General features: G+C 67.3%; 27 protein-coding genes. 15 read left to right on the plus strand and 12 right to left on the minus strand.

The features are described from left to right. The first annotated feature begins 7 nt into the window (after positions 1-7). Entirely contained in the window at positions 8-1,252 is a 1,245-nt protein-coding gene (locus KB201_RS10880; protein WP_211539264.1) for an HNH endonuclease signature motif containing protein, read from the plus strand. Between the two features lie 151 nt (positions 1,253-1,403). Here KB201_RS10880 and KB201_RS10885 read toward each other — a convergent pair whose 3' ends face one another. Further along, positions 1,404-2,372 carry a cation diffusion facilitator family transporter gene (locus tag KB201_RS10885; RefSeq protein WP_211539265.1) on the minus strand — a complete coding sequence of 323 codons (969 nt, stop codon included), beginning with the start codon at positions 2,370-2,372 and terminating at the stop codon, positions 1,404-1,406. A gap of 81 nt (positions 2,373-2,453) precedes the next feature. Here KB201_RS10885 and KB201_RS10890 point away from each other — a divergent pair, with 81 nt between their 5' ends. From KB201_RS10890 to KB201_RS10900, 3 genes are all read left to right on the plus strand, one after another. Then, positions 2,454-2,879 (plus strand): ankyrin repeat domain-containing protein, encoded by a 426-nt coding sequence (locus KB201_RS10890; RefSeq protein WP_307848061.1) that lies wholly within the window; start codon positions 2,454-2,456, stop codon positions 2,877-2,879. Positions 2,880-2,945: 66 nt separating this feature from the next. Continuing rightward, positions 2,946-4,205: a serine--tRNA ligase gene (serS, locus tag KB201_RS10895; protein ID WP_058250914.1), complete on the plus strand. Its 1,260-nt coding sequence runs from the start codon at positions 2,946-2,948 to the stop codon at positions 4,203-4,205. 14 nt (positions 4,206-4,219) lie between these two features. Further along, positions 4,220-5,155, plus strand: a complete 936-nt coding sequence (locus KB201_RS10900) for a hypothetical protein (RefSeq protein ID WP_078111887.1) — start codon at positions 4,220-4,222, stop codon at positions 5,153-5,155. Positions 5,156-5,231: 76 nt separating this feature from the next. On the opposite strand, the gene KB201_RS10905 is transcribed toward KB201_RS10900, so the two are convergent. After that, positions 5,232-5,807 carry a helix-turn-helix domain-containing protein gene (locus KB201_RS10905; RefSeq protein ID WP_211539266.1) on the minus strand — a complete coding sequence of 192 codons (576 nt, stop codon included), beginning with the start codon at positions 5,805-5,807 and terminating at the stop codon, positions 5,232-5,234. Positions 5,808-5,880: 73 nt separating this feature from the next. On the opposite strand from KB201_RS10905, the gene KB201_RS10910 reads away from it, so the two are divergent. The 4 genes from KB201_RS10910 to KB201_RS10925 all read left to right on the plus strand — a co-directional run bounded on the left by KB201_RS10910 (position 5,881) and on the right by KB201_RS10925 (position 9,149). Next, positions 5,881-6,300, plus strand: a complete 420-nt coding sequence (locus tag KB201_RS10910) for a VOC family protein (RefSeq protein ID WP_078111885.1) — start codon at positions 5,881-5,883, stop codon at positions 6,298-6,300. Between the two features lie 52 nt (positions 6,301-6,352). After that, entirely contained in the window at positions 6,353-7,240 is an 888-nt protein-coding gene (locus KB201_RS10915) for a DMT family transporter (protein WP_058250918.1), read from the plus strand. 102 nt (positions 7,241-7,342) lie between these two features. Continuing rightward, entirely contained in the window at positions 7,343-8,596 is a 1,254-nt protein-coding gene (locus KB201_RS10920) for a lipase family protein (RefSeq protein ID WP_211539267.1), read from the plus strand. 43 nt (positions 8,597-8,639) lie between these two features. Continuing rightward, positions 8,640-9,149 carry a GNAT family N-acetyltransferase gene (locus tag KB201_RS10925; protein WP_211539268.1) on the plus strand — a complete coding sequence of 170 codons (510 nt, stop codon included), beginning with the start codon at positions 8,640-8,642 and terminating at the stop codon, positions 9,147-9,149. Between the two features lie 72 nt (positions 9,150-9,221). Here the strand turns inward: KB201_RS10925 and KB201_RS10930 are convergent, their stop codons facing one another. Beyond that, positions 9,222-9,434, minus strand: a complete 213-nt coding sequence (locus tag KB201_RS10930; RefSeq protein ID WP_211539269.1) for a hypothetical protein — start codon at positions 9,432-9,434, stop codon at positions 9,222-9,224. A gap of 191 nt (positions 9,435-9,625) precedes the next feature. Continuing rightward, the gene (locus tag KB201_RS10935; protein ID WP_211539270.1) at positions 9,626-10,030 is read right to left on the minus strand and encodes a four-helix bundle copper-binding protein; all 405 of its coding nucleotides are present in this window, start codon (positions 10,028-10,030) and stop codon (positions 9,626-9,628) included. 331 nt (positions 10,031-10,361) lie between these two features. Here KB201_RS10935 and KB201_RS10940 point away from each other — a divergent pair, with 331 nt between their 5' ends. Continuing rightward, on the plus strand, positions 10,362-11,240 hold the full coding sequence (locus KB201_RS10940; RefSeq protein WP_211539271.1) for a potassium channel family protein: 879 nt from the start codon (positions 10,362-10,364) through the stop codon (positions 11,238-11,240). Between the two features lie 113 nt (positions 11,241-11,353). Then, on the plus strand, positions 11,354-12,691 hold the full coding sequence (locus KB201_RS10945; RefSeq protein WP_249145314.1) for an APC family permease: 1,338 nt from the start codon (positions 11,354-11,356) through the stop codon (positions 12,689-12,691). Positions 12,692-12,828: 137 nt separating this feature from the next. On the opposite strand, the gene KB201_RS10950 is transcribed toward KB201_RS10945, so the two are convergent. Next, complete coding sequence (locus tag KB201_RS10950; protein WP_211539272.1) at positions 12,829-13,350, minus strand: DUF421 domain-containing protein; 522 nt, start codon at positions 13,348-13,350, stop codon at positions 12,829-12,831. Between the two features lie 222 nt (positions 13,351-13,572). Here KB201_RS10950 and KB201_RS10955 point away from each other — a divergent pair, with 222 nt between their 5' ends. Beyond that, positions 13,573-14,820, plus strand: a complete 1,248-nt coding sequence (locus KB201_RS10955) for a cation:proton antiporter (RefSeq protein WP_211539273.1) — start codon at positions 13,573-13,575, stop codon at positions 14,818-14,820. A 107-nt stretch (positions 14,821-14,927) separates the two neighbouring features. On the opposite strand, the gene KB201_RS10960 is transcribed toward KB201_RS10955, so the two are convergent. Continuing rightward, positions 14,928-15,302, minus strand: coding sequence for a DUF1330 domain-containing protein (locus KB201_RS10960; protein WP_211539274.1), 375 nt, complete (start codon positions 15,300-15,302; stop codon positions 14,928-14,930). A 324-nt stretch (positions 15,303-15,626) separates the two neighbouring features. Here KB201_RS10960 and KB201_RS10965 point away from each other — a divergent pair, with 324 nt between their 5' ends. Beyond that, positions 15,627-16,172: a hypothetical protein gene (locus KB201_RS10965; protein ID WP_211539275.1), complete on the plus strand. Its 546-nt coding sequence runs from the start codon at positions 15,627-15,629 to the stop codon at positions 16,170-16,172. 38 nt (positions 16,173-16,210) lie between these two features. Here KB201_RS10965 and KB201_RS10970 read toward each other — a convergent pair whose 3' ends face one another. The 6 genes from KB201_RS10970 to KB201_RS10995 form a co-directional block, all read right to left on the minus strand. Further along, entirely contained in the window at positions 16,211-16,699 is a 489-nt protein-coding gene (locus tag KB201_RS10970; RefSeq protein ID WP_211539276.1) for a hypothetical protein, read from the minus strand. Next, positions 16,696-19,164 (minus strand): molybdopterin oxidoreductase family protein, encoded by a 2,469-nt coding sequence (locus tag KB201_RS10975; protein WP_211539277.1) that lies wholly within the window; start codon positions 19,162-19,164, stop codon positions 16,696-16,698. The genes KB201_RS10970 and KB201_RS10975 overlap by 4 nt, the downstream gene beginning before the upstream one ends. 54 nt (positions 19,165-19,218) lie before the next feature. Further along, entirely contained in the window at positions 19,219-19,497 is a 279-nt protein-coding gene (locus tag KB201_RS10980) for a YrhK family protein (protein WP_211539278.1), read from the minus strand. A 99-nt stretch (positions 19,498-19,596) separates the two neighbouring features. Further along, positions 19,597-21,069 carry a lipase family protein gene (locus KB201_RS10985; protein ID WP_211539279.1) on the minus strand — a complete coding sequence of 491 codons (1,473 nt, stop codon included), beginning with the start codon at positions 21,067-21,069 and terminating at the stop codon, positions 19,597-19,599. Between the two features lie 101 nt (positions 21,070-21,170). Then, complete coding sequence (locus tag KB201_RS10990) at positions 21,171-21,785, minus strand: TetR/AcrR family transcriptional regulator (RefSeq protein WP_211539280.1); 615 nt, start codon at positions 21,783-21,785, stop codon at positions 21,171-21,173. Between the two features lie 16 nt (positions 21,786-21,801). After that, positions 21,802-23,406 carry a Rieske 2Fe-2S domain-containing protein gene (locus KB201_RS10995; protein ID WP_211539281.1) on the minus strand — a complete coding sequence of 535 codons (1,605 nt, stop codon included), beginning with the start codon at positions 23,404-23,406 and terminating at the stop codon, positions 21,802-21,804. A gap of 214 nt (positions 23,407-23,620) precedes the next feature. On the opposite strand from KB201_RS10995, the gene KB201_RS11000 reads away from it, so the two are divergent. The 3 genes from KB201_RS11000 to KB201_RS11010 are packed head-to-tail and all read left to right on the plus strand — an operon-like array spanning position 23,621 to position 26,081. Next, positions 23,621-24,391: a 1-acyl-sn-glycerol-3-phosphate acyltransferase gene (locus KB201_RS11000; RefSeq protein ID WP_058250924.1), complete on the plus strand. Its 771-nt coding sequence runs from the start codon at positions 23,621-23,623 to the stop codon at positions 24,389-24,391. 38 nt (positions 24,392-24,429) lie between these two features. Then, positions 24,430-25,242, plus strand: coding sequence for a 1-acyl-sn-glycerol-3-phosphate acyltransferase (locus KB201_RS11005; protein ID WP_211539282.1), 813 nt, complete (start codon positions 24,430-24,432; stop codon positions 25,240-25,242). Next, positions 25,242-26,081 carry an HAD family hydrolase gene (locus KB201_RS11010; RefSeq protein WP_211539283.1) on the plus strand — a complete coding sequence of 280 codons (840 nt, stop codon included), beginning with the start codon at positions 25,242-25,244 and terminating at the stop codon, positions 26,079-26,081. Before KB201_RS11005 ends, KB201_RS11010 begins: the two co-directional genes overlap by 1 nt. Positions 26,082-26,083: the final 2 nt, after the last annotated feature.

Genomic DNA, 26,083 nt, shown 5'->3' on the forward strand with positions numbered 1-26,083 from the left:
TGGTGTTATGCCCTCGATCACCGAACTCCGCGACACCCTCATCTCACTGCCGTCACCACCCGACGACGGCAGTGGCTGTGCTCTGCACGAGCGGCTCGACGAGCTGCGGATGTTGCGCAACGTGCTCGATCATCAGATCGCCGTGCACGTAGCGCTTTTTGACGCATTAGGTGCCGCTGGGCGGGCGGGGTCGACCGCACGGAACGCGTTGATCGAGATGGGCATGCCGCCCGCGGCCGCGTACCGCTATGTGCGGATCGCCGGTGGGTTGGAGTCGGTGCCGAAGGTCGGAGACTGTGCCGCCGAGGGTTATCTGTCTGCCGAGTGTGTCGACGCGGTGATCCGCGGGCTAGCGCTCATCGACAAGCGTTCTGCCACAGCGCTGTCCGACGGCGATCGCAGCGGATATGAGAGCGAGTTGCTTGCGCAGGCGTTCTCCGGAGCCACCCCGGCCCAGATCGACGACCACGCCCGTGGGATCGCCATCCGGGTCGCCCCCACCGACCCCAGCATTGTGGCGGCGGCCGATGACGCATCGCTGAACGCCGTGCATACCAGGATCACCGAGGAGGGGCGGGTCGCGATCGCCGGAGATGTGACCGCGGTGGTCGGGGAGAAGTTCGTGTCCATGATCGACGAACGGTCCTGTCCGCGTCCCGAACCCGACGGCGCTGCCGATCGTCGAGGTGCGGCCGAGCGACGCGCCGATGCGCTGGAGTTGCTGTTGGATCAAGCCGCGATCGGCGCGGCGATGACCACCGCCGGCGCACCCCGCACCCAACTGATGGTGACCATCCCCGCCGACGGCGCTGATCCGGCACGGCTGCCGTGGATGGGGGCGGTCTCGGAGTCGACGACAAGACGGCTGTCGTGTGATGGTGGGGTGGCCGAGATCGTCCTCGACGACGAGGGCGTGCCGCTACAAATGGGCACCACGAAACGCCTGTTCCCGCATCACCTGCGGCAGGCGATCGTCGTGCGCGATCGGTGTTGTGTGAAATGCGGGGCGCCAGCAGCGCATACGCAAGTTCACCATCTGGTCCATTGGGTCGATGGTGGTCCCACAGATCTGGACAACGGGTGCCTGTTGTGCCAACGCTGTCACACCCAGGTTCATCATCACGGCTGGCAGGTGGTGATGGGTCCCGACCGGCACCCGTGGTTGATCCCACCCGCCGATATCGACCCACGGCGCCTACCCCGACCCGCCTACAACCGGCGCACCATGCGACTCGACGACGCTCTCGTATAGCTGCCGGCCCCGCGCAGACCAGACCCTCCGGCGTCGACCCCGGCGCCACAAGACCTTTGACAACTCCACAGTGTGAAACGGAATCACCAGGGATCTCGTAGCGAAGGCACGACCCGATCCGTGCGCTTGCGCTACGAGACCCCCGGTGAGATCAGGGTGCGTCGGGCACGAGGTCCGCGTCGCCGGGGGCGGAGAGGGTGAGTACCGCCTCCGTGATTCGCGGGTCGCGCTCCAGCTCGTTCTCGAGTTGCCGGAGAGCGGTGGCCACCGAGGACTCGGCGTCGTCACCCGTGAAATCGACGGCGGCGACGAGGAACAGCTGAACGGGCCCGGTGTACTCGACGTGCAGGTAGGTGACGCGCTCGATGTTGTTGTGCGCGAGCAGGTCCCGGAGGACGCGCTGCTGGACGGCGTCGTCGACGGCCTGTCCGAGCAGGAATCGCCTGTTCTGGTTGATCAGGACGATGGCGACGACTCCGAGGAGTACGCCCACCAGGATCGACCCGATCGCGTCGTAGGTGGCCGACCCGGTGACCTGGTGCAGGAGCACTCCGACGAAGGCGATGGCCAGGCCGATGAGCGCGGCCGCGTCCTCGGCGAAGACGGCACGGAGAGTCGGGTCGGAGGTGCGGAAGACCTGTCGCAGCAGACCGATCCGACGCTTGACCGCGCCGCGCTTCGCCTGTTGATACGACCGCACGAACGAAATGCCCTCGAGTACTGCGGCGATCGCCAGGACCGCATAGGCGATGCCGTAATCCGTCGCCGGCTCCGGTGACAGCAGTTCGGTGATGCCGTGCTGCACCGACACCGCGGCTCCGACCGCGAACAATCCGAAGGCCGCGAACATCGACCAGATGTACGCCTCGCGTCCGTAGCCCTGTGGATGACGGGCATCCCGGGGCCGATGGGCACGTCGCTCCGCGATCAGCAGCAGGATCTCGTTCCCGGTGTCGGCCCACGAGTGGGCCGCTTCGGCGACGAGCGACGCGGAGCCGGTGATCATCGCGGCGCCGGTCTTGGCGACGGCGATCAAGAGGTTCGACACGAACGCGATGACGACCGTCAGGAAACTCTCGCCGGGTCCGCCGGATTCGTGCTGCGCGTCGGGAGGAGTCACTGCGCCGAGTCTCCCACACGATGCGGTGCCCGCGGCCTCACCCAGATCGAGGGAGTGTCGGCCGCGCCTACACTCGCGGGAGTGGCAGCCCATTCCGACGATCCACTCGAGGCCGGGCCCGGCATCGACGCCCCGGGCCCCGAGGTCGTCGAACTGGCCACCCGACTCTTCGACATGGCGCGTTCCGGTGCCACCGACACGCTCGCCGGTTACCTCGACGCCGGCGTCCCGGCCGATCTGCGTAACCAGTCCGGTGATTCGCTCCTGATGCTCGCGGCCTACCACGGCCACGCGTCAACGGTGTCGGCCCTCCTCGACCGCGGCGCCGACGCCGACCTCGCCAACGACAAGGGGCAGACGCCGTTGGCGGGCGCGGTGTTCAAGGGTTTCGACGACGTGGTGCGGGCGCTCGTCGACGCCGGGGCGGACCCGCACGTGGGGACTCCGGCCGCCGATGCCGCGGCAGCGATGTTCGGGCGTGAGGACCTACGGCGTCTGTGGAGCTGAGACCTCCCCGGGGACTGCGACGGCGTGATCGGGTTCGCATCGTGCTCTCAAGTAGGGTTTGAAGTCGTGATCGACCTGAAGACTGTTCGCGACAACCCCGACCTCGTCCGCACCTCACAGCGCTCCCGCGGTGAGGACCCGGGCCTGGTGGACGCGCTGCTCGCCGCCGACGCCGAGCGCCGGGCGGCCATCGTCGAGGCGGACGCGTTGCGCTCCGAGCAGAAAGCTCTCGGCAAGCAGGTCGGTAAGGCACAGGGCGACGACAAGCAAGCGCTGCTGGCCAAGGGCAAGGAGCTCGCCGAGCAGGTCAAGGCCGCGGTGGCGCGCCAGTCCGAGGCCGATGCGGCCGCGGCGAAGGCCCATCGGGCCATCTCCAACATCGTCGCCGATGGGGCGCCCGCCGGCGGTGAGGACGACTACGTGGTCCTCGAGCACGTCGGCGAGCCCCGCGCCATCGAGAACCCGAAGGATCACCTCGAACTCGGTGAGTCGCTCGGACTGCTCGACATGGAGCGCGGCGCCAAGGTGTCGGGCTCGAGGTTCTACTTCCTCACCGGCCAGGGTGCGCAGCTCCAGCTCGCACTGCTGAACATGGCCGCGGCGAAGGCCACCGCGAACGGGTTCACCTTGATGATCCCGCCGGTGCTGGTCCGGCCGGAGGTCATGGAGGGAACCGGGTTCCTCGGCGCCCATGCCGACGAGGTCTACCACCTCGACAAGGACGACGACCTGTACCTGGTCGGCACGTCGGAGGTGCCGCTAGCGGGGTACCACATGGACGAGATCCTCGACCTGTCCGACGGTCCGAAGCGGTACGCCGGCTGGTCGACCTGTTTCCGACGCGAGGCCGGCAGCTACGGCAAGGACACCCGCGGCATCATCCGCGTCCACCAGTTCGACAAGGTCGAGGGCTTCGTCTACTGCCGGCCCGAGGACGCCGAGGCCGAGCACCAGCGCCTGCTGGGCTGGGAGAAGGACATGCTCGCCGCCATCGACGTGCCGTACCGCGTGATCGATGTCGCCGGCGGCGACCTCGGCTCGTCTGCCTCGCGGAAGTACGACTGCGAGGCCTGGGTGCCGACGCAGGGCACCTATCGCGAGCTGACCTCGACGTCGAACTGCACCACGTTCCAGGCACGACGCCTCTCGATCCGCTACCGCGACGAGAACGGCAAACCGCAGACTGCCGCGACGCTCAACGGAACGCTGGCGACCACCCGCTGGCTGGTCGCGATCCTCGAGAACCACCAGCAACCCGACGGTTCGGTCCGGCTGCCCGCCGAGCTCGCCAAGTTCGTGGGCACCGACGTGCTCACGCCGCGTTGAGCTGAGCTCCTGTCATGACCGCCGGCATCGTGATCGCGGTGATCGGTTCGCTGGCGTTCGCCGCGGCAGCGGTGCTGCAGGCGCTGGGCGCCGAGCAGGTTGCGCAGCGAGCGGCGATCCGTGAGGAGCGCCGTCGGTCGGCCGCCGCGCATCCGTCGTTGCGCTCCACGGCGGCCACCATGCTCACGGTGCCGTTCCTCGTCGGATTCGTCTTCGACATCATCGGTTTCGTCGCGACCATCGCGTCGGCACGGCTGATCCCGCTCTTCTTGTCGCAGACGATCATCTCCGCGCGGCTCGTGGCCACCGCGTTGCTGGCGATGGTGGTCCTGAAAGTTAGTCTGACGCTGCGGGATTGGATCTCCGGGGCGGTGATCGTGCTGTCGTTGGTGCTGCTCGCGCTCTCGGCGGGCCGCGAAGGTGTGGAGCACGATGCGTGGATGCACTGGGCGGTACTCGTTGCCGGACCGGCGCTGATCGCGCTGGGCGTGATCGTGATGCGCCGCTTGCGTAAGCACATCGCGGCGGTGACCGGGCTCATCGCCGGGGCCGTCTTCGGTGTGATGGCGGTGGCCTCTCGCATCCTGGACGGTCTCGACCCACTCGATCTGTCGGTGTTGTTCACCGACCCCGCGCTGTATGCGTTGCTGCTCAGCGGGATCGGCGGTTTCTACCTGTTCACGGTGGCGCTGCAGACCGGCTCGGTCAACGGTGCGGCCGCCGCCTTGGTCGTCGGGCAGACGGTCCTGCCCGGGGCGGTCGGCATCGCGTTCCTCGGCGACGTCACACGTGCCGGATGGGGTCCGGTCGCGATCGTGGCCTTCCTCGGCGCAGTTCTCGGCGGCGTCGTACTGGCGTCGTCGGGTGCCGTCACCGCGGTCGAGACGGCCGACGCGACGAATGCGCCTCGCGGGTACGGCCATCCGCCGCGCGAGGTCGAACGGCGATAGGCCGCAAGGCCCACCGTTCGCGTTGCGATTCGAGCCGCCTTCCGGGACGAATCGCATTGAGATTCTATTGGATTCCTCACACGATCGCGGCCAGCAGCCGATCCAGCGCGCGGTGGGCGCGTTCGCGTGCGGTGTCGTCGTCGGGATGCCGGGCGAGCCAGAGGGCGGCTTCGTTCATCGCACCCGACAACAGCATCGTCATCACGTCGACCAACTCGCCGTCGACGCCGACCGCCACGAGGGCCTCGCGCAGATGGGTCGCCGACCCGGCCTCGTCGAGTCGGCGCCACTCGTCCCAGCCGACCACCGCAGGTCCGTCGATCAGCAGGATGCGCACGGCCGCTCCGCTGGTGATCGCGTCCACGAACGCGTGCGACCCGGCACTCAACTGACCGGCCGGGTCGGTGCCGGAGGCTTCGGCCGCCGCGACGACCGCATCGGCGACCTGCTGATGGCAGGCCGCGGCGACCGCCGCGAACAGCGCGCCTTTGTTGCGGAAGTGGTGATAGACGGCGCCGCGGGTGACGCCCGCGGCTTCGGCGACGTCGTCGAGGGACACCTCGGAGAATCCACGATCAGCGAACTGGCGGGTGGCGGCGGCTAGGACGGCACGGGCCGTCTCGGCTGCGGCCGCGGCGGAGGCTCTCGGCACGGAAGGTTCCTTTACGTACGCTGCGTATGTATAGTCGGCTATACAAACACATCGTACGTAAAGGAGCTCCGACATGAACGTCACCAGCGTCTACCCGGTCCTCATGTCCACCGACGTGGCCGCGGCCGCAGACTTCTACCAGCGGGTTCTCGGCTTCGAGGTCACCTTCTCTGCGGACTGGTACGTCAGCATGCGCACGGGCGTGTTCGAGCTGGCGCTCGTGGACGCGACTCATCCGACGATCCCCGAGGGCCACCGCCGACCGGCCGCCGGACTGCTGGTCAACATCGAGGTCGACGACGTCGACGTGCTCTACCGGCGTCTCACGGACGAACACGGACTCCGTCCGGTGCTCGAGTTGCGCGACGAGGACTTCGGTCAGCGGCATTTCATCGTCGAAGGTCCCGACGGCGTACTCCTCGACTGCGTCCAGCCGATCCCCGCGATCGGCGAGTTCGCCGACGCCTACGTCGCCGACGCGTCGACGAACTGATCGCGATCGTCATCGTCCCGCACGACCGCTCGACGGTGGTTACTGTTCGACCATGCTGATCGGGATCCTCGCGGCGGTGTTCGCGGCGCTGGCGTACGGCACCGCGTCGGTGTTGCAGGCGCGTGGCGCGCAGAGTGTCGAGGACACCGGCGCGCCGGGTGAGGCGCCGTCGCTGCGGTCGACGATCACCGCGATGCTGACGGTGTCGTTCCTCGCGGGCACGGCGCTCGACGGCATCGGATTCCTCGGCAACATGGTCGCCGCCCGCATGATCCCGCTGTTCCTGGCACAACCGATCGTCAGTGCGAACCTCGTCGTGACCGTCGTGCTCGCCACGCTGTTCCTGCACGCGCGGTTGTCGGTCCGCGACTGGACGGCGATCGCGGTCGTCGTCGTATCGCTGGTCCTGCTGGGCTTCTCGGCCGGCGACGAGGGTCACGAGCACGAATGGTGGCTGCACTGGGCGGTGCTCGTCGTGGGAGCAGCGATCCTGGGACTCGGCGCCGCGATCCTGCCACGGATGCAGAGTCGTGTCGCGGTACTGGCGGGCCTCTCCGCCGGCGTGCTGTTCGGGGTCCTCGCGGTCGCGGTGCGCATCCTCGACGGCCTCGACCCGTTCGATCTCGGTGAACTGCTCACCGACCCGGCGCTCTACGCGATCATCCTGTGTGGCCCGGGTGGCTTCTACATGTTCACCGTTGCCCTCCAGAAGGGGTCGGTCAGCGCGGCGTCGGCCGCTCTGGTCGTCGGCGAGACGGTCGTCCCCGGTGTCATCGGCATCCTGGTGCTCGGCGACACCACGCGTGCCGGTTGGGGCGCCGTCGCCGTGATCGCCTTCGTCGCTGCCGTGGCCGGCGCAGTGGTGGTGGCGATGTCGCCGGTGGTCGAGGCGGTCGAGCGGGCCGGCGAGAACCCGGTGCCGGACGCCACCCCTGGCTGACGCCCCGGGTGTGACCTTCGGTGTGACATCCGGGCGCGGTCTCGTGCCGAGTCGGAACCGAACGACACAGCAGACGCCGCATATCGGGCAGGATGACGATCCATGCGGCTTCTCTCCCGCGGCCTCGGAACGCTGACCGCGATCCTCGGGCTGACGACGACCCTGTCCCTCCTCGCGCCCACGGTGTCGGCGGCGCCCGTTCCGGTACCAGCGGCAGCGCCGGCGCAGTTGCCGTCGCAGGACCCGTTCTACGATCCGCCCGCAGGCTACGAATCGCGGTCACCAGGCGCAGCGCTGCGGACGCGTCAGATCGAGTTGGGTTGGCGCGGAACCAGTATCCCGATCTCGGCCACCCAGATCCTCTACCGGACGACGAACCAGTTCGGCAGGCCGACGGCGACGGTCACCACGGTCATCTCGCCGCCGGGCGCTGCCGCCGGGACGCCGCGCCGCGTCGTCTCCTACCACTCGTTCTACGACGCCCTCGGCTCGCAGTGCGACCCGTCGTACACGCTGCGCGGCGGTAATGCCGCGGAGGCGCCGATCGACATCACGCTCATCTCCGGGCTCCTCGCCGCCGGTTACACCGTCGCCGCCCCCGACTACGAGGGCCGCGGGCTGCGCTGGACGATGGCGCGCGAATCGGGGTACGCCGCGCTGGACGGCGTGCGGGCCGCACTCGGTCACCTGCGGGCGCCGGCCCGGACGCCGGTCGGACTGTTCGGCTACTCCGGCGGATCGATCCCCACCGGCTTCGGTGCGGAGCTGGCGCCGCGCTACGCGCCGGAGCTGAACATCGTCGGGGCCGCCGCGGGTGGTGTGCTGGTGAACCCGGCGAACAATCTGGGGTACGTCAACGGCAGTCAGAACTGGGCCGGCGTGATCCCGGCGCTGATGGCGGTGTACGCCGAGACCTATGGCATCGACATGCAGTCCTACCTGTCCCCGAAGGGCAAGCGGGTCCTCGGACAGGTCGCGGGGGAGTGCATCGAGGCGTTCGCCGACAAGTACCCGGGTCTGACCGATCACCAGCTCCTCGTGTCGACGGTCGGCGGCCTGCTGGACGTTCCCGGTGTCCGACAGGCGATCTCGCAGAATGTGATGGGGACGCTCGGCACTCCGCGCAGCCCCATGATGCTCGGGGTCGGCAATGTCGACGGCACCGGCGACGGTGTGATGATCGCCGCCGATGTCGCGCGCCTCGCCGGCTCGTTCTGCAATCGCGGGGTGCCGACGACGTTCACCGAGTACCGCGGCTCGAACCACACCCGGGCGTTCATCCCGTGGAGCGCCGAAGCGCTCGGCTTCCTCAACAGTCGCTTCTCCGGGCAGCCGGCCGGCGGGTGCGGCCGGTGACTACCGCCGTGGCCGCACGACCTCTTCGATACACGGGAAACCCGTGAGCAGGTGGACGACCCGCACCGAGCGTGACGGGGACGCCGACGCGATCCGCGACGTGGTGCTCGCAGCGTTCCCGACCCCCGACGAGGCGCGGATCGTCGATGAGCTGCGGGCCGACAGCGACGCCTGGATCGACGGGCTCTCCATCGTCACGACCGACGCCGACGGCACGATCGTCGGGTACGCGTTGTATTCGCGGTGCCGCGTCGACGCGGCACCGGCGCTCACGCTCGGACCCTGCGCCGTGTTGCCGTCGTGTCAACGGTCCGGGGCGGGCTCCGCGGCCATCGTCGCGGGTCTCGACGTTGCCCGCGCGCACCGCGAGAACTTGGTGGTGGTGCTCGGCCATGCCGAGTACTACCCGAGATTCGGTTTCGTCCCGGCGTCCCGATTCGGAATCCGCGCACCGTTCGACGTCCCGGACGAGGCGATGATGGCGCTGGTTCTCGACGATGCGCGCCCGGTGCCGAGCGGGACGATCGCCTACCCGGCTGCGTTCGGGGTCTGAGAACGAACTTCGCGCCCCGGGAGACCCGGGGCGCGAAGGGGGGCCGACCTTGTCCTGCCGAGGGGAGGCAGTTCAGTCGGCGTCGGCGGACGGGCTGGCGTTGGTGCCCCCGTCCGAGACCTCGAAGTTCTTCCACTCGCCGTCGTCGTGCACCTGCATGACGGTGCCGAGGCTGTCGTCCGGTGCGGCGACGGTCTTGAACCAGTCGTATGCGCCGGTGGCGTCGTCGAACTCTTTCTCTCCGACGACGTTCTCGCTGGAATCGATGACGCGGTACTTGGCCATGATGTTCTCCTCACGGTCGTATGTGTGCGACTCGCGGTCCGACGTGACGTCCGACCGCGGCCCCTGTCCTCATCGTAGGAATCTGTTCACGCCCGGGACCCCTTGCCGAGGTCGTCGAGCTCGGATCGTGTCGCGCGCAACGGGTCGGTAACGATGGATCGTCGCCGTCGCCGTCGCCGTCGCCGCCTATTTCAACCGAGAGTGGCGGCCAGTTCGCGACACGCCTCCTCGCACCTGCCGCACGCCTCGGCACATAGCCGGCAGTGCTCGTGCATCTCCGCATGCTGGGCGCACTCGCCGCCGCAGGCACGGCAGGCGTCGATGCAGGCACGCAGGACCGCACGGACCACCTCGTCGTCGGGACGTGTCCGTCGCGTGAGCACGCGAGCTGTGACCGCGCAGATGTCCGCGCAGTCGAGGTCCGTACGGATACAAGCGACGAGATCACCTACCGACTTCTCGGCCAGGCATGCATCGGCACACGCGGTACACACCTGCGCACAATCCGTGGCGGCGTCGATCGCGGCGGCGAACAGCTCCTCGTCGATGTCGGCGGCACCGGGGTGGGCTCTGAGCATCTGCGTTGCGCTCGACATTCCAACTCCTCTCTTCCTCTGTCACCGGATCGCCCACCCGACAGCGGGAGGCGACCGTATCGCATGGCTACCCACAATCGCGGGGCGGTAATCCGGGCGCGCCGTCGTCCGCCTCCGGGGGGCGTGACCGAGTGCGAAGGCCCTGGATCTCACGGCCGACCGACGGCGACGATGAGGCATATCCGACACGCATGCCGGGTATGCCATCGGCCATGTCCCGTGCACAGATGTCCACAGATCGGTCTCCACGGGCCGACAACCGACAGGGAACGACATCGACGGGCGCAGGCGTTTTCGTCGCGCTGTGCGCCGAGGACAGGGGTACGCGACTGTGACGTGGATTCTCGGTGTCCTCGGCGTGGCGCTCATCGGGGTGGCGTTACGGGACATCTATGCGACGTTGTGGCATCCGCAGGGACTGGGCACGCTCGCCCGGCTGATCTTCCGGACGACCTGGTGGACCGCCGCGCGGGCCCGGAGGCACGGCCGCGCGCTGGGCGCCGCCGGGCCGGTGGGGATGATCGTCACCGTGCTGATGTGGGCTGCCCTGATAGTCGCCGGCTTCGCCCTGATCTATGCGCCGCACATGCCGGACGGCTTGTCCTTCACCTCGGCCCCACAGCCGCAGTCATCTGATCCCGTGGCCGCGCTCTATCTGTCGTTGGTGACCGTGGCGACGCTCGGGTACGGCGACATCACTCCGGCCTATCCCGCACTGCAACTGGTGATCCCGGCGCAGGCCCTGATCGGGTTCGTCCTGTTCACCGCGGCGATATCGTGGATCCTGCAGATCTATCCAGCGCTGATCCGTCGGCGTGCCGCAGCACGGACGGTGAGCCTGCTGGCCGCCACCGACGCGACGACGGTCGTTCGGGAGGGGGAGGCCAGCGTCGCGTGCGCTCTGCTCGACGGTCTCACCGATGCACTGATCACAGTCGAACTCGACCTCCGCCAATACGGCGAAACCTACTACTTCCGCGAGGCCGAACGGGACCGGTCATCCGCCGCGATGCTCACCCATGTCCCGGCTTTCATCCGGGCCGGTGCCCAGTCCGAGTCGATGGAGGTGCGCAGCGCTGCGGCGCGGCTCGAACGACAGTCGTCGTCGCTCGCGGAGTACCTCGACGGGCGCTACCTCCACACCGCTGGATCGATGCAGGAGGTCTGGGAGGCCTACGCCGCAGCGCACCGGCACCAGAGTGCGGGGTGACGGCTGCGCCGAGTGCGGTACCGAAAGAAATCGCCCGCCTCGCAGGGGTGTGAGGCAGGTGGGGCCGGGTAAGCAGGCAGACATGCCACTGAATTCCACGCGAAGGGGCTGCGTTGTCGACTGATTCCGAGTCCCCCCGTCTGTCGCTGATCGGCTCCGTCGCCTTGGGCACCGGCGTGATGATCGGCGCTGGCATCTTCGCTCTCGTCGGCCAGGTCACCGAGTCGGCCGGCTCCTGGATGCCGTGGGCCTTTGTCGCCGGGGCGGTGGTCGTGGCGTTCAGCGCGTATTCGTATGTCCGGTACTCCAGCACGGACCCGTCGTCGGGAGGCATCGCCATGATCCTCACCGCCGCCTACGGCCCCGGGGTGATAGCCGGCTCGTTCTCGCTGTTCATGTACGTCTCGATGATTCTCGCCGAAAGCCTGCTGGCCCGCACCTTCGGCACCTATCTCCTGCAACCCTTCGGCATGCAATCGTCGGCCGTATGGGTGCCGACGCTGGCTGTGGCAGCGATCGTGGCCGCAACGATGGTCAACCTCGTGGGCAACCGCTGGGTAGAGGGCTCGGCAACGGTCACCGCGGCCCTGAAGATCGCGGGAATCGGCGCCCTCGCCGTTGCCGCCATCGCTGCCACCGGGACGTCAGCGTTGGCAGATGCTCTGACCGGACGCGACGGAGCCACTCCGCCGAACCAAGGAGTGTGGGGCTTCCTCGCCGGCACCACCCTGTGCATCCTGGCGTACAAAGGATTCACCACGATCACCAATCAGGGCGCCGACATTCGCAACCCTCAACACAACATCGCTCGCTCGATCGTCATCGCGATCGCACTGTGCACCGTCATCTACGTGCTCCTCACCATCGCTGTCGTCGGAAGCCTCTCTGTCCCAGAGATTCTCGACGCCCGCGACTATGCGCTTGCTCGGGCCGCCGAGCCGCTGTTCGGCTCGTGGGGAGTGTGGGTGACCGTCGCAGTAGCCGTTGTCGCGACAGTCTCGGGCCTGGTGGCAAGCCTGTTCGCGGTGTCCCGCCTGTACGACATGCTGCGGCGGATGAAACTGGCACCCGGCCTGGGTGTCTCACTGAACCGTCAGTCGCTGCTCCTCACCGCCGGACTGGCGATCGTGACGACAAGCCTGTTCGACCTGAGCCGGATCGCCGCCCTCGGAGCGATGCTCTACCTGTCGATGGACATCGCCATTCATTGGGGAATGATCACGCGACTGCGCTCGCAGGTCGAGTTCGCCGTGTGGATCCCGGCGGTGGCGATTGCCTTGGATGTACTTGTGCTGGTGCCATTCGTCGTGATGAAAACACGCAGCGACTGGTTCACCGTGGCGATCACCGCCGCAGTGGCGGCGACGATCCTCATCGCCCAGTTCCTCATCGTGCGATGCCGCCCCGACGGCACTTCCGGACAGCCCACCGCAACGTCCTCACCTCGCTGACTGCACCGATGCGCACCTAGCCGACCGTGACGCTTCTCCGACTTCGCAGTGGGTCGCACTCGGATCGACCGGAAACAGGCTCGCGGATCTCCGACCCCGAGGCTCACAGGTCCCGATCCCTGGCCTTCGACGAGCCCTCAGCTTGTCGAGTCTGGTCGGGACACATCGGTGAGGGCCGAGCCGTCTCCGTACTGTGCGCCTCCGACCACACTCAGACTGCCGTCGGATTCGAGTACCACCGCGGCGACGCGAGCTATGTCGCCGATCCCCGACGCACGCACTGCTTGCCGAACGTCACCTTCGCTGACTCTCTGCTTCGTGAGCGCGCGGTCGACCATCCTTCCGTCGACGACGAGCAGGGTGGGAGCAGCGGTGAGCGCCGCGCGGCCACGAGCCGATCGGGACGAGAGAAGCGCTGCAGAATATTGCAGCGCAGCCAGTAGTACCAACGCGACGGCACCCTCAGCCCACGAGACATCGGAGCTGAGCAGGATTGTCGCCAGCGTGGATCCCAGGGCGACGGTGACCACCAGGTCGAAGGCGTTGAGTTTGGCCAACGTCCGCTTCCCGGAGACACGAAGCACCAAGACCAGCCATATGTAGGCGACTGCACCCACAAGCACCACACGCAACAAATCGGACCAGCTTCCGAACCACATCTGGTGGGCATACCCACACTCGCACGCGGGTACTCGTCCCGTCATGGCCGACCGGCGCACCAGCATGGTCCGTTGTCGATCTCCGTCGGCAGCGTGCAGGTCGTGACACCACTAGGAGACGGCGTCGGTCGTTCTTCATTGCGGCAACGCTCTACCGGGGACACCAGCGACTGATGCGGACTCGCATGACTGCTGTCCGGTGGTTGGGGAATGCGAGGGTTCATGTATGTCGATGTAGTTCTGACCGTGGTCGGAGCGCTCGGGGTGGTCGTGGCGGCGATCTCGTCGGCGATGCGTGGCCTGCCCTTGTCCGAGCCGCTGCTTGGCCTGCTTGCCGGTGTTCTGCTCGGACCGCAGCTGCTCGACGTCTTACCGATTGCCCCGGTGACGGTTGATCACGGCCTTTTTCACGAGCTCGCGCGGGTACTGCTGGCGGTCTCGGTCATGGCGGTTGCGTTGCGGTATCCCACCGCTGCGATGCGTCGGCACAGCCGCGCGCTGGTGGTGCTGCTTCTGGTTGCGATGCCGGTCATGGCAGCGGTCTCCATGGGTTTGGGCTGGGCGGTGGCGGGATTGCCGCTGGCCGCGGCGCTGCTGTTCGGTGCGGCGATCTGCCCCACCGACCCGGTACTCGCCTCGAGTGTGGCGACCGGGAAACTCGCCCAACGCGACGTCCCAGCCCGGGATCGGCAGTTACTGTCGCTCGAGTCCGGCGCGAATGACGGTCTGGCGCTGCCGCTGGTGCTCGCGGCGGTCGCCCTGGCGGGACCGTTGGGAGCTGCCACAGCGATCGCAGAGGTGGTGTGGCAAGTACTCGGCGCCGTCGTCATCGGAGTGGTCCTCGGCGTGGTCGCTGGTAAAGCGCTGCGTCTGGGCGACAGACACGGCGCCACCGCCCATGGGCCGGTCCTGTTGTTCACCGTCATACTGGCGTTGGGCATTCTTGGCGTCGCCGGCTTGCTGCACATCGACGGTGTGCTCGCGGTCTTCGTCGGCGGCCTGGCTTTCAATAGTGTCGGTACCGGCAGCGAACGGGCTCCCGAAGTCGAAATCGACGAAGCAGTCAACCGTTTCGCAGTGCTACCACTGTTCGTCCTGCTCGGCGCAGCCCTGCCCTGGCAGCAATGGAGCGAACTGGGGTGGAGAGCTCCGGTCCTGGTGCTCACCGTTCTGGCGCTACGCAGGATCCCGATCGTGCTACTGCTGCGTCGGCCGTTGCGCCTACCCCTTCCGGACGCGCTCTACCTCGGTTGGTTCGGACCCGTTGGGGTATCGGCGCTGTTCTATCTGACATTGGAGGCGCAACGGCTCGGTGTCGATGACGCGGTACTCGGGGCCGGCACATTGGTGCTGGCGGCAAGCACCGTGGCGTTCGGCCTGAGTGCCGCGGCCGGGCGCAGGCTCTATGTTCTCGCCGATCGCCGTGCAGGCGGGTCACAGTCTGCCGACGCGCACCAGGACAGAGGATGACGTTCCGGCCGCACTGTCCCTCGACCAGTGGCGTACCCGATACCCGAACCGCGGCGGACCCCACGTATCCGGTGGGCCGCACCGGCCGCGTGGATGGCTACTGCGCTTCAGAGGCGATCGGGCCAGGGCACGGTGGCCTGCAAGACTGCTTCGGTCAATGCCTCGGTGCGCCATGTGGTCACCTGTTGATAGTCGGGGTCCGCAACCATTTGGGAGAACGCCTTGCGGGACGGATAACGCACCAGAAGCACCGCATCCCATTGCTGAGCTTCTTCGGCCACCAACGCGGTGGAGCCGTCCCCGGCATAGAGAACCTCTCCGCCATAGCGCGGCAGGAACGTTTCGTGCAGCGATGCAGCGTAGCGCTCGTAGAGTTCTCGGCCACCCTCGGCGAACCTCAGGAGGTTCAGCATCACCACCGGCCCCCCGGGGTCCTCGGCGAGGTAGCGTTTGAGGTCGGCACCGCGCGGATCAACAGCCATACCGGCAGTCTGGCACATTCCGTAGTCCGTGCAACGCACGCGTTCATCGGTGACGTTGACAGGACCGTCACGCGGCCGCTGTGGCGCGCTGACGCTTCGGGGTTCACGGATGGTGGTCACGGGTACGGCAGAGACATGAAGGCTTCACATGCCGCCGGCTCCGATGCCGCTTCTTCCGATCGAGACGATCAACACTCGGCTGACGAGGTGGGCAGTAGTGGGCCGACTCGCATCGTTGTTCGTCCAGTCGGAACACCGCTGCCGTTGGGCTTCCTCGGTCTGTGTGTCGCTACATTCGCTTTCGCCGGTCTGCAACTGGGATGGGTGCCTGCACAACAAGGAAGTCTGATCGCGTGGGCGGTCCTGGGTGTGACCGTGCCTGCGCAGCTGTTGGCGGCGGTGGTCGGATTCATGGCCCGAGACCCGGTAGCCGGCACCGGGATGGGGGTTCTCTCCGGCACGTGGGCGGCCGTGGGTCTGATGACTCTGCATCTGCCGCCGGGCGTCGACAGTGACGCTCTGGGGGTGGTGCTGCTGGCATCGGCGGCGGCATTGCTCGTGCCGGCAGTCGCGGCTCTGGACAAACCTGTCGCGGCCGCTGTCATGATGCTGAGCGCTGTACGTTTCACCGTCACCGCGCTCGCTTACTTGACCGGATCACATGCCTGGCAGACCGTGGCCGGATGGGTCGGCCTGCTCCTCGCGGTGGTGAGTTTGTATGCGGCACTGGCTTTCGAGCTCGAAGGGGTACATCACCGGGCAGTGCTGCCGTTGGCGCGCCGCGGGAACGCTGCCAGGGCTCTCAGCGGCAGGGCATCCGAGCAGTTCGGCGACCTCTCCCAGGAGCCGGGGGTCCGTCGGCAACTGTGATTCGCCGGTGCCGATTACTGCGTCGCGCCCTCATGCACTCAGTCGGTGACCATGGCCTGCGCGGCGATTTCCTTCAACTTGGCGTTGGCCCATCGCAATTGACGCAGTGTTCGGGGGTGACAGCGTTTCGTGGCGGCCAGCAGTTCCCGATCGCCGAGCGCTTGGGCGGTCTGCGCCAGGATCTCCCAATCCAACGAGACGCCGGCGGCCTTCCGGTGGACCTCACGCAGGTCCCGAAGGAGCAACAGTGCCGGTTTGTGGTGCCGGCCGAGCAGCTCGCTGCCCTTCTGCCGCACCTTCGCCAGCATTGTCGGATCGTGGACAGGGTCGGGACCTAGGTCGAGGCCGTAGTCTGTGCCCACGGCGGCGAGTTCACGTACGTGTTGCCGCGACCACCCGGCGATGTCGCGGGCAACGTGGAACACCTCGTGATCGACCTTGTGCCGGTCGGACATTCGCAGCAACTCACCGGCCAGGTCGTTCTCCGAGCGGTGCAGTTCGGCGATCGCCAGTGCCAGTTTGTTCACCGTGCACCTCCTGGCCGGTCTGGGAATTCCTCGACTGCGGTCGCATCGGGGCCGCCGACCGTATCGGGAACCCGTGCGGCGACGGGCTTCGACGCGGTGGTCGTCGGAGCCGGGGATGACGCGCCGTCGCCCGTCCGGATTCGTTCGAGGCGGGCCGCGCCGCCTTTGAACAGCGGCTGTTTCGATGCGGGGTCCCAGTCGGTGAGGGTGAGTTCATTGGCGGCCCGGCCGTGTCCACCGTGCGGCTTGTGCCCGGAACCGGTGTCCCAGTAGCCGTAGTGGAAAGGCAGAAAGACCACGCCGGGACGGATGCCGCTCACCCGTAACCTCGCTTCCACCCGGCCGCGCGGAGTGCTGATGCGGAGCAGGTCTCCCTCGGTCCATCCGTGCCAGACCGCGTCGGTTTCGGACATCTCCACCCACACCTCTGGTGCGGCCTTCTGCAGTTGTGGAGATCGCCCGGTCTTGGTGCGGGTGTGGAAGTGATACAGCGTGCGACCGGTCGTCAGGAAGTAAGGGTACTCGTCGCTCACCGCTTCATGGGGCGGCAGATACTCACCGGCTTTGATGACGGCTTTGCCGTAGGGGTTCATGGCCTTGTATTCGGTGGGTTCGAGCGGCGCACCGGTGACCATGTCCTTGCCATAGCTCTCGCAATAGTCCGGCGAGGACCAGAACCGGCCGTCGGCGTAGAGGCGCTCGGTGCCCTCGGGGTGGTCGTCGTTGCAGGGCCACTGGATGCCGCTTCCACCGCGGAGTTTGTCGTACGTGATGCCCGTGTAGTCGCACGGGCGTCCCGCCGTGCATCGCTTCCAGCCCTCGAAGGCCTCTTCGGGCGACGACCATTTCACCAGCGGCGCACCGTCTTTGTCCTTCAGCCCCAACCGGTGGGCGTAGTCGACGAAGATGTCGAGATCGGGCCGCGCCTGACCGGGTGGTTCCACTGCCTTCTCCGACAGGTGCACCGTCCGATCGACATTGGTGAAGGTCCCGGTCTTCTCACCCCATGTCGCCGCCGGCAGCACGACATCGGCCAACTGGGCTGTCTCGGACAAGAAGATGTCTTGGACCACCAGGAACAGCCGCTTCTGAGCGAGGATCTTGCGGATGCGGTCGAGTTCGGGCAGCGACACCGCTGGATTGGTGCCGCTGACGTAGAGGAACCGGATCGAGCCGTCCTCGGCGTAGCGCATCATCTGCATCAAGTGCGTCGGCGCGGTGTAGTGGGGGATGCGCATCGGGTCGATGTTCCAGACCCGCGCCAGGTCTTCGATATGGGAGTCGTTGGCCCAATTGCGAAAAGCAGGCAGGTCGCCATCCGCGCCGCATTCTCGGGTGTTCTGCGCGGTGGGTTGCCCGTTCATCTGCAGCACACCGCAACCGGGTTTGCCGAGCATTCCGCGCACCAGATGAATGTTGTTGACCTGCACCGCAGCCGACGTGGCCTGATGGGACTGGTAGAAGCCCTGCAGCACCGTCGACAGGAGTCGTTCGGCGGACCCCAGCAGGCGGGCTGCGGCGCGCAGATCCGCGACCGGAACGTCGCACACCTCGGCGGCACGCTCGACGGGATAGTGCTCGAGTTGGTTCTGTAGTTCGTCGAAACCGACGACGTGCGCCGCGAGGTAGTCTCGGTCGATCCACCCGTTGCGCACGACTTCATGCAGTAGAGCGTTCATGAGCATCACGTTGGTGCCGGGCCGCGGTGCCAGATGTACCGTTGACGCGCGCGCGACCGGCGTCTGTCGCGGGTCCACGCAGATCACCGACGGCGGGTTCGGCCCGGCCAGTCGGTCGAGGATGCGCATCCACAGCACAGTCTGCGTCTCGGCCATGTTGTGCCCGTAGAGAGCTATGACGTCGGCGTGATCTATGTCGGTGTAGGACCCGGGCTGACCGTCGCACGCGAACGACTGCTTCAACGCCGCGGCCGCGGTCGCCGTGCACAGGCGGGTGTTGCCGTCGATGTGGTTGGTGCCGATGCCGCCGTGACCGATCAACGCCAGGGTGTAGTACTCCTCGAGAAAAAGCTGGCCGGTGGTGTAGAAGCCGACCGAACTCGGACCGCGCTCGTCGAGCAACTGCTTCGTTCGTCCCGCCACCGCTTCCATCGCCGTGTCCCAGTCGGTTTGGACCAGTTTGCCGCGTCTCCGGATCAGCGGTGTCGTGAGCCGGTCAGTCGAGTGATTCGCCTGCCAACCGAACAGATCCTTCGCACCGAGCCGGCCGCGATTGACCCTGTCGACCGCACGTCCGCGCACGCCCACCATGCGTCCGTCCTTGACGGCGATGTCGAGGCCGTCGCCGTTGGAGTGCAGGATCGTCGCGGACTGTACCCAGCGGTCCACGTCGGCTTCGGTCACACCGTCGGTCAGGAAGGAATCCACCCGGGTGGGCCAGACCTCGCCCGAGGCGTACGGGGTCCGGGACCCCCACGGGTTGCCGATCCGATCCGTAGACACCATGGTCGTGGCGGTACCCGGGACCGACGATCGCAAAACCGCGACCCGGGAGAAGAATCAGTAGTCCTGGGCGTCGTCGGTGTACCGGTCGCCTCGGATGCGTCGCAGGTGGACACGTCTGCGGAGACGGATCACCGGCCGCGCCAGGAACTGGAGACTCCCGACGAGGAAGAACCACGTTGCGGCGAGTGAGGTCTCTTCCCAGAAGAACAGGACGCTGCCGATGACGAACCACAGCGCGACCAAGACGTCGTTGGCGATGCTGGCGGTCTCCCACCGCTTGCGCACCACCAGCTCTTCGTCCCCGATGGTGAAGGTGAAGTCATCGCGCGTCATGGGACTCCCGTTGTGCGGTGGATCTACCACTGCCAAGCGTTGCCGGCCGAGACGCACATCAAACATCATCTACGCTCGCCCGGCGGTGTTGTGGCCGTCTCACGGCACCCGCGGCGGATTGCCCAACCGCTGGTTGATCACCAGGGCCAGATTGTTGCCCACGAGGTTGACGAACGCGCGCCAGGTGGTCGGGTCGAGCGCCATCGATCCCTGATCGCTTGTGGTGCAACCGGTCTGTGCCGGCTTGCCGTTCAGGCGATCCCGCATCCACACGATGGCCGGCGCGAACCCCTCGACAGCAAGGGTGATGTGTTCGCTGAAATGGTCGCGCACGTATCGCACACTCGCGCCATCGGCGCAGTAGGTGCGGACCAACTCGTTGACCGGGCCCACGGGGGCGATCCAGTCGGGGTTCGACTGGTAGATGAACATCGGGAAGTCGGGCGTAGTGTGACCCGGTCCACCGGGCCCGCTCGCTCCGCTCCCGGCGCCCATCTCGAGCTGACCCAGCACCTTTCGCGGTGTCGGGTGGTCCAGCGGATCGCCCGGCAGGTTCACCAGGCCCTTGATGTTCACGAAGGGGGCGAGTGCGGCCTGATAGGTGAGGCACAGCGGATTCTTGGCCGCCAGCAGGGCTCTGCCGAGCGGGTTCATGTGTCGCTGGAGGAAACGGTCGAGTTCCGGGTACTCGCGGCTGACGCCGATGATCCCGGCCATGATCAGACCCGACGCCGCGTTCTTGTCGGCGAGATCGACCAGCGCTCGGATGTTCGCGGGCACCCCACCTTCGGCAGCGCCGACGATCGGGAGTTCCGGCGCGTACTGCGAGTGCAACTCCGCTGCCCACCCGGTGGCGATCGCGCCGCCGGAGTAGCCCATCAGACCCACCCGCACGTCGTCTCTGAGCCCCAGTGGTGCGAAGTTCCGCGCGCCCCGGATCCCGTCGAGGGTGATGCGTCCCGCGAGAGGCCCGGCTGCGAAGGCGGATTCGGGGCCCTGATGGTCGGGGATGACGACCGACCAGCCGGCGCCGACCAACGAGGTGATCTGTAGGACCTCGAGGCTCGAGTCCGCCGAGCCGGTCAGCTGCCCCGGGATGGAGGCCTGCTGCAAGGCATACGACGGCGCGCAGTACATCGCGGTGGAGTCCTCCGCGGACTGCCACGACACCAGTTTCGACGGTCCGGGCTTCGCCGGCCCCTTGGGTTTGAGCAGCGTCGCCACGGCCGGGATCGGCTCGCCCCGGGTGTTGGTGGATCGGTAGGAGATCTGCCAGGCGTCGACGTTGATCGGGATCACCGACAGGGCGGCGACATGGACACGCCGGGCGGCGATGAGCTCACCGGGCTTCTTGGCCGCGACCACCGCCTGCGGCGGCAGATAGAAGTCCGTGTCGAACTCCGGGATCGCGGGCGGCACCGGGAACGGGAGGACCGGCGCCACCGGGACCGACGCTGGGGCTGCATTCGCGACAGCCGAACCCAGTGGTCCGCCGGCGATCAGCGCAACCAGTCCGATCCCGACAGTCAGGCGCACGACGATCCGTGAGCCGTGGCGTTTCCATCCCCGCATGGCAACCCTTCCGAAAAGTGAGACGGAGGTGTCTCACACTTCGGCAGAACATACACCCGGTGTGTCCGAGGACACAACGTCCGGGGTGGGCGGCGAATGTCTCAGAGCGTGGTGAAGGCGAGCAGGATGTCGGCGAGTACCGCGACGACGTCGTCGAGTGTGCCGGGTTCGGGCGATTCGCTCCAGCGATGGACCAGGCCGGTGAGTGCCCCGACGAATGCGATCGCGAGGTGGCGCTGCCGCGGCGTCGCGGGGCGATCGGCGAACTCCGACATGGCGTCGACGAAGAACTCGACCCATTCCTCACGGCCGTCGAGGCGGTGCTGCTCGACGCGGGGGCTCACCCCGACGATCTGGACGAACGACACCGCCGCGCGCCGGGGATCGGTGCCCACCGATTCCATGTAGGCGCGCATCGCCGCCGTGCTCAGGTCGCGGAGATCCCGAGAAGGGCTGGCGGCCAATGCTTCTGCCACGGCGACGCGAGCGGCGCCCTGCACGGTGTCGTACAGCGCGACCAGCAGTGCCTCGCGGTCGGTGAACTCCGCGTAGAACTGCCGGCGAGACAGTCCGGCCACCCGGCAGATCGACGTCACCGACGACTTTGCGTAGCCGGTGCCGGTGAACTCGACCAGCGCGGCGTCGAGGAAACGCTGCCGCCGTTCGGCGGCGCGGTCGCTCACCGAACGGCCACCGTACGTGCGTTCGGAGGTCATCGGGGTGGCGATCCGGCTACGAGTCGAGTCTGGACGCGCGGAGGTCGTGTCCCTTCGACGTCAGGCAGCGTCCGGTGGGCAGGTCCCACTGCCATCCGTGCAGATTGCAGGTCAGCTTCTCGCCCTCGATGACCCCGAACTTGCCGAGGTCGGCCTTGAGGTGCGGACACCGCCGCTGGATCTCCCAGCCGTCCTTGGTGATCGATGCCGAGTCGTCGTGCGCCTCGGCGAACCACCCGTCCGCGTAGGCGATCCGCTCGTCGGTGAGGCATTTGAAGAAGGTGTAGAGGAACTCGTTGTACCCGCCGATCCGCCAGGTGGTGAAGCGCGTCGACAGGAAGATGGTGTTGACCCAGTCGGGCTCGTCGTCGCGCAGGACGGTCCGCACCAGCTCGGTGGCGATGCGGAATCCGTAGCGGTACTTGCCCTCTCCTTCTTTCGGCTCACGCACGATGCGGTTCGGGAAGTCTAGGACGACCGTCTCGGTGGCGTCGTTGGCCGCGCCCCCGCCCGGCGTCATGACGAGCCCGACGGGGTAGCCGATGCCGTCGCAGATGAGGTCCGACTGTCGCATGATCGGTTCGAAGAGGTCCCGCAGCGCCGGCAGCAGGGGCTCGCCCTCGGCCGGTGCCCACGTGGCCTTGTCCGCGGCGATGACCGGCGCGAACTTCTCCTTCATGCGCTCGAGGTACGCGCGCTTGTTCTCGCCGAAGACGTCGGCGGGTGCGTAGGGATGCGTGACCTCGTTCAGGACCGGACCGGAGAACTCTGCGACGGAACCCGACACCATCATCAGGCCGCGGTGCTTCTCACCGTCGTCGGTGCCGTGGATGCGCATCTGCTCCAGGAAGGTCTCCTGGTCGGGGAAGATCGAGGTGTCGTCGGCGGTGTCCGCGGACCCGAAGTCGTTGAGGTAGAACAGGTCCTCGTCGAGGAACATCGGCGGTCCGGCCGACGGCACCACCCACGTCGCCCCGACCTGCTCGATATAGGAACGCGCACGGTCCATTCCGCGCTGTCGTTTCTGAGAGGCGAAGTTGGCCTTGGACTTCCGCGGGATGTCGTAGACCATCGGGTACCAGATCGCGCCGGAGTACTGCAGCAGGTGGACGTCGACGTGCCCGAACGCCTCGTCGACGACGTCCAGGTCGATCGGCCGGGCGTCGTTCATGTTGAAGCACACCGTCTCGCCGTCGGAGACGATGAGTCCACTGTCGCCGATCGGGCCGTCGGCGGGCGCCCGCAACGCGATGATCATGACGTCCAGCGAACCCTTGTCGTTCGTGACCGTCGTCTTGACCGAGTCGGTGGTCTCCACGAACTTGGAGAATCCGAGCTTCTCGAGTTCGCGGCGCAGGTCCGGCACCGGGTAGTCGGGGAGCAGGACGGTGGCGTCCTTGTTCACGTTCTCGCGCAGGTTCTGCTCGTCGAAGTGATCGCGGTGCAGATGCGAGACGTAGAGGTAATCGCAGTCGCCGAGCGCCTTCCAGTCGAGTCCGGAGTTGTCCGGGAAGGGCACCCAGGAGGCGAAGTACGTCGGGTTGACCCAGGGGTCGCAGAGGATCGATCCGGCGGTGGTCTGGATGTGGAAACCGGCATGACCGATGCTGGTGATCTGCACGAAGGGGCCTTTCATGGTGTGCGCGGGGCTGCGCGGCAGGGCACTACAGACGTCCAGGGTATCGAGCCGTGCCGTGCTGGTGCGTGGGCCATGAGTCCCGCGGGATGCTCACCGTGAGGAGTCTCACGGGTCCCGTCGTGATGAACGGCCGGTCACGGCGACCAGGCTGCCGACGGCGGCGAGGGCTCCGGGGACAGTGGCTAAGCTCTCTCGCATGGAACCCGTGTACGACACCGTGATCACCGCCGCCCGCCTGTTGTGGCTGGCCGAAGGTCTGAAGTTCAAGGTGTCGGGTGTGGAACACGTACCGGCCGACGGCCCCGGCGTCGTCGCGATCAACCACACCGGCTACCTGGACTTCACCTACGCGGGTATCCCGGCCTACCTGCAGGGCCGTCGCAAGGTCCGCTTCATGGCGAAGAAGGAGGTCTTCGACAACAAGATCTCCGGGCCGATCATGCGTTCGCTCAAGCACATTCCCGTCGACCGCGCGCAAGGTGCGGACAGCTACCGCAACGCGGTCGAGTACCTCAAGCGCGGCGAGCTCGTCGGGGTCTACCCCGAGGCGACGATCAGCCGGAGCTTCGAGCTGAAGGCCTTCAAGTCCGGTGCCGCCCGCATGGCGATCGAATCCGGCGCGCCGATCGTCCCCACGGTGATCTGGGGTGCGCAGCGCGTGTGGACCAAGGGGCACCCCAAACAGCTGGGGCGCACCGGGTACAAGATCTCCATCGGCGTCTGCGAGCCCCTCGAGGCCACGGGCAGCGCCGACGCCCTCACGGCCAAGCTGCACGAGGTCATGAGTGCGAAACTCCTCGAACTGCAGGATGCCTACGGCGAGCACCCGAAGGGTGAGTTCTGGGTCCCCGCCCGGCTCGGCGGTTCGGCGCCGACACTCGAGGAGGCCAACCGGATGGACGCCCAGGAGCAGGCCGAACGTGCCGCCAAACGCGAGCCGCGGAAGGACGACCCCGGGGTCGTCTGATCGACTGTCGGCCGGTGAGGCGGCGTTAACCTGGACCCATGAGCGCAGCCAGGCACGGACACCGCGAGCCGGTGTATCGCACCTTGGAGCTGATCGCCAACCGGATCGTCCGGGCGCAGGCTCTCGACCTGCACTTCACCGGCATCGAGAACATCCCCGACTCCGGCGGCGCCGTGCTGTGCGTCAACCACACCGGCTACGTCGACTTCCTGCCGCTCGCGCTCGGGGTGCAGCGGGCCGGACGCCGGACCCGTTTTCTCATCAAGTCCGAGGTCATGGACATCGGGATCATGCGGTTCCTGGTCAACCACACCAAGACCGTCCCGGTGGACCGGTCGCGCGGTGCCGAGGCGTATCGAGCCGCGCTCGGTCGGCTGCGGGACGGCTACATCGTCGCGGTCTATCCGGAGGCGACGATCAGCCGCAGCTTCGAGCTCAAGGAGTTCAAGAGCGGCGCGGCCCGGATGGCCGCCGAGACCGGGGTGCCCATCATCCCGGCGATCGTGTGGGGTGCCCACCGCCAGTGGACGAAGGGCGGACTGCGGAACATCGGCCGGAGCCGGCTGCCGGTGCATGTCCGGTTCGGTCCGCCGTTCACCCCAGCTCCGGGTGAGTCCCCCGAGCGTGAGACCCTGAGGCTCCGCGACACCATGAACTCGATGCTCCTCGAGGTCCAGGAAGCCTACGGTCCCCACCCGCCGGGTGAGTTCTGGGTTCCGTCGCGACTGGGCGGTTCGGCACCGACACCTCAGGAAGCCGCGGTGATCGAAGCCGATGAGGCGCTGCGCAAAGCCGAGGCGCGGGCGAGACGAGCCGCCGAGAGATCACGGTCGAGAGAAAGCAGACGCTGATGACATTCGGTCCACCCACACTCATCGCCAGCGACGTGGACGGAACCCTCATCGACGACGAGAACCGGGTCTCCCCGCGCACGTTGTCCGTGCTCGCCGCCGCCCGCGCCGCCGGTACGGAATTCGTGCTGGCCACCGGTCGACCCCCGCGCTGGATCGCCGAGATCACCGACCAGTTCGCCGGCACCGACGCGTACGTCCGGTACGCGGTGTGCGCCAACGGCGCCATCATCTACGACGCCGAGCACGACCGCGTGCTGTGGTCGGCCACTCTCGAACCCGACGCCCTGGTCAAACTCGGCGAGATCGCCTACCAGCAGATCCCGGGATGCGGCATCGCGGCCGAGCGGGCGGGCCGTTCCGCACACGACGCCGCGACCGCGCCGTTCGTCGCGAGCGCCGGCTACGAACACGCATGGCTCAACCCCGACCACGTCGAGGTCGGTGACGACGAGGTGTTCGGTGATCCGGCCGTGAAACTACTCGTCCGTAAGCCGGGCATGGCCTCCGACGAGATGGCTCGTCGTCTGGAGCCGATGGTCGGCGACCTCGCCCAGGTGACCTTCTCCACCGACAACGGACTCGTCGAGCTGTCCGTACCGGGCACACACAAGGCGTCGGGACTCGCCCGCCTCGCCGAGCTCACCGGACTCCCCGTCGATGCGGTGATCGCGTTCGGAGACATGCCCAACGACGCCGAGATGCTCACCTGGGCGGGCCACGGGGTCGCGATGGGACACGGTCATCCGACCGCACTCGACGCCGCCGATGAAGTCACCGTGGGCAACAACGACGACGGCGTCGCGAAGGTGCTCGAGCGTTGGTTCGCCGGAACCTGATC

The sequence above is a fragment of the Gordonia sp. SCSIO 19800 genome (assembly GCF_018132775.1).
GTDB lineage: Bacteria > Actinomycetota > Actinomycetes > Mycobacteriales > Mycobacteriaceae > Gordonia > Gordonia hongkongensis.

What these genes read in the sequence shown, in the direction of transcription:
- KB201_RS10920 (WP_211539267.1), top strand. Translation starts at nt 7,343, where the DNA reads ATGCGGCTTCTCTCCCGCGGCCTCGGAACGCTGACCGCGATCCTCGGG.
- KB201_RS10880 (WP_211539264.1), top strand. Translation starts at nt 8, where the DNA reads ATGCCCTCGATCACCGAACTCCGCGACACCCTCATCTCACTGCCGTCA.
- KB201_RS10960 (WP_211539274.1), bottom strand. Translation starts at nt 15,302, where the DNA reads ATGGCTGTTGATCCGCGCGGTGCCGACCTCAAACGCTACCTCGCCGAG.
- KB201_RS10910 (WP_078111885.1), top strand. Translation starts at nt 5,881, where the DNA reads ATGAACGTCACCAGCGTCTACCCGGTCCTCATGTCCACCGACGTGGCC.
- KB201_RS10975 (WP_211539277.1), bottom strand. Translation starts at nt 19,164, where the DNA reads ATGGTGTCTACGGATCGGATCGGCAACCCGTGGGGGTCCCGGACCCCG.
- KB201_RS10985 (WP_211539279.1), bottom strand. Translation starts at nt 21,069, where the DNA reads ATGCGGGGATGGAAACGCCACGGCTCACGGATCGTCGTGCGCCTGACT.
- KB201_RS10930 (WP_211539269.1), bottom strand. Translation starts at nt 9,434, where the DNA reads ATGGCCAAGTACCGCGTCATCGATTCCAGCGAGAACGTCGTCGGAGAG.
- KB201_RS11000 (WP_058250924.1), top strand. Translation starts at nt 23,621, where the DNA reads ATGGAACCCGTGTACGACACCGTGATCACCGCCGCCCGCCTGTTGTGG.
- KB201_RS11010 (WP_211539283.1), top strand. Translation starts at nt 25,242, where the DNA reads ATGACATTCGGTCCACCCACACTCATCGCCAGCGACGTGGACGGAACC.
- KB201_RS10935 (WP_211539270.1), bottom strand. Translation starts at nt 10,030, where the DNA reads ATGTCGAGCGCAACGCAGATGCTCAGAGCCCACCCCGGTGCCGCCGAC.
- KB201_RS10900 (WP_078111887.1), top strand. Translation starts at nt 4,220, where the DNA reads ATGACCGCCGGCATCGTGATCGCGGTGATCGGTTCGCTGGCGTTCGCC.
- KB201_RS10990 (WP_211539280.1), bottom strand. Translation starts at nt 21,785, where the DNA reads ATGACCTCCGAACGCACGTACGGTGGCCGTTCGGTGAGCGACCGCGCC.
- KB201_RS11005 (WP_211539282.1), top strand. Translation starts at nt 24,430, where the DNA reads ATGAGCGCAGCCAGGCACGGACACCGCGAGCCGGTGTATCGCACCTTG.
- KB201_RS10955 (WP_211539273.1), top strand. Translation starts at nt 13,573, where the DNA reads ATGTATGTCGATGTAGTTCTGACCGTGGTCGGAGCGCTCGGGGTGGTC.
- KB201_RS10915 (WP_058250918.1), top strand. Translation starts at nt 6,353, where the DNA reads ATGCTGATCGGGATCCTCGCGGCGGTGTTCGCGGCGCTGGCGTACGGC.
- KB201_RS10950 (WP_211539272.1), bottom strand. Translation starts at nt 13,350, where the DNA reads ATGTGGTTCGGAAGCTGGTCCGATTTGTTGCGTGTGGTGCTTGTGGGT.
- KB201_RS10980 (WP_211539278.1), bottom strand. Translation starts at nt 19,497, where the DNA reads ATGACGCGCGATGACTTCACCTTCACCATCGGGGACGAAGAGCTGGTG.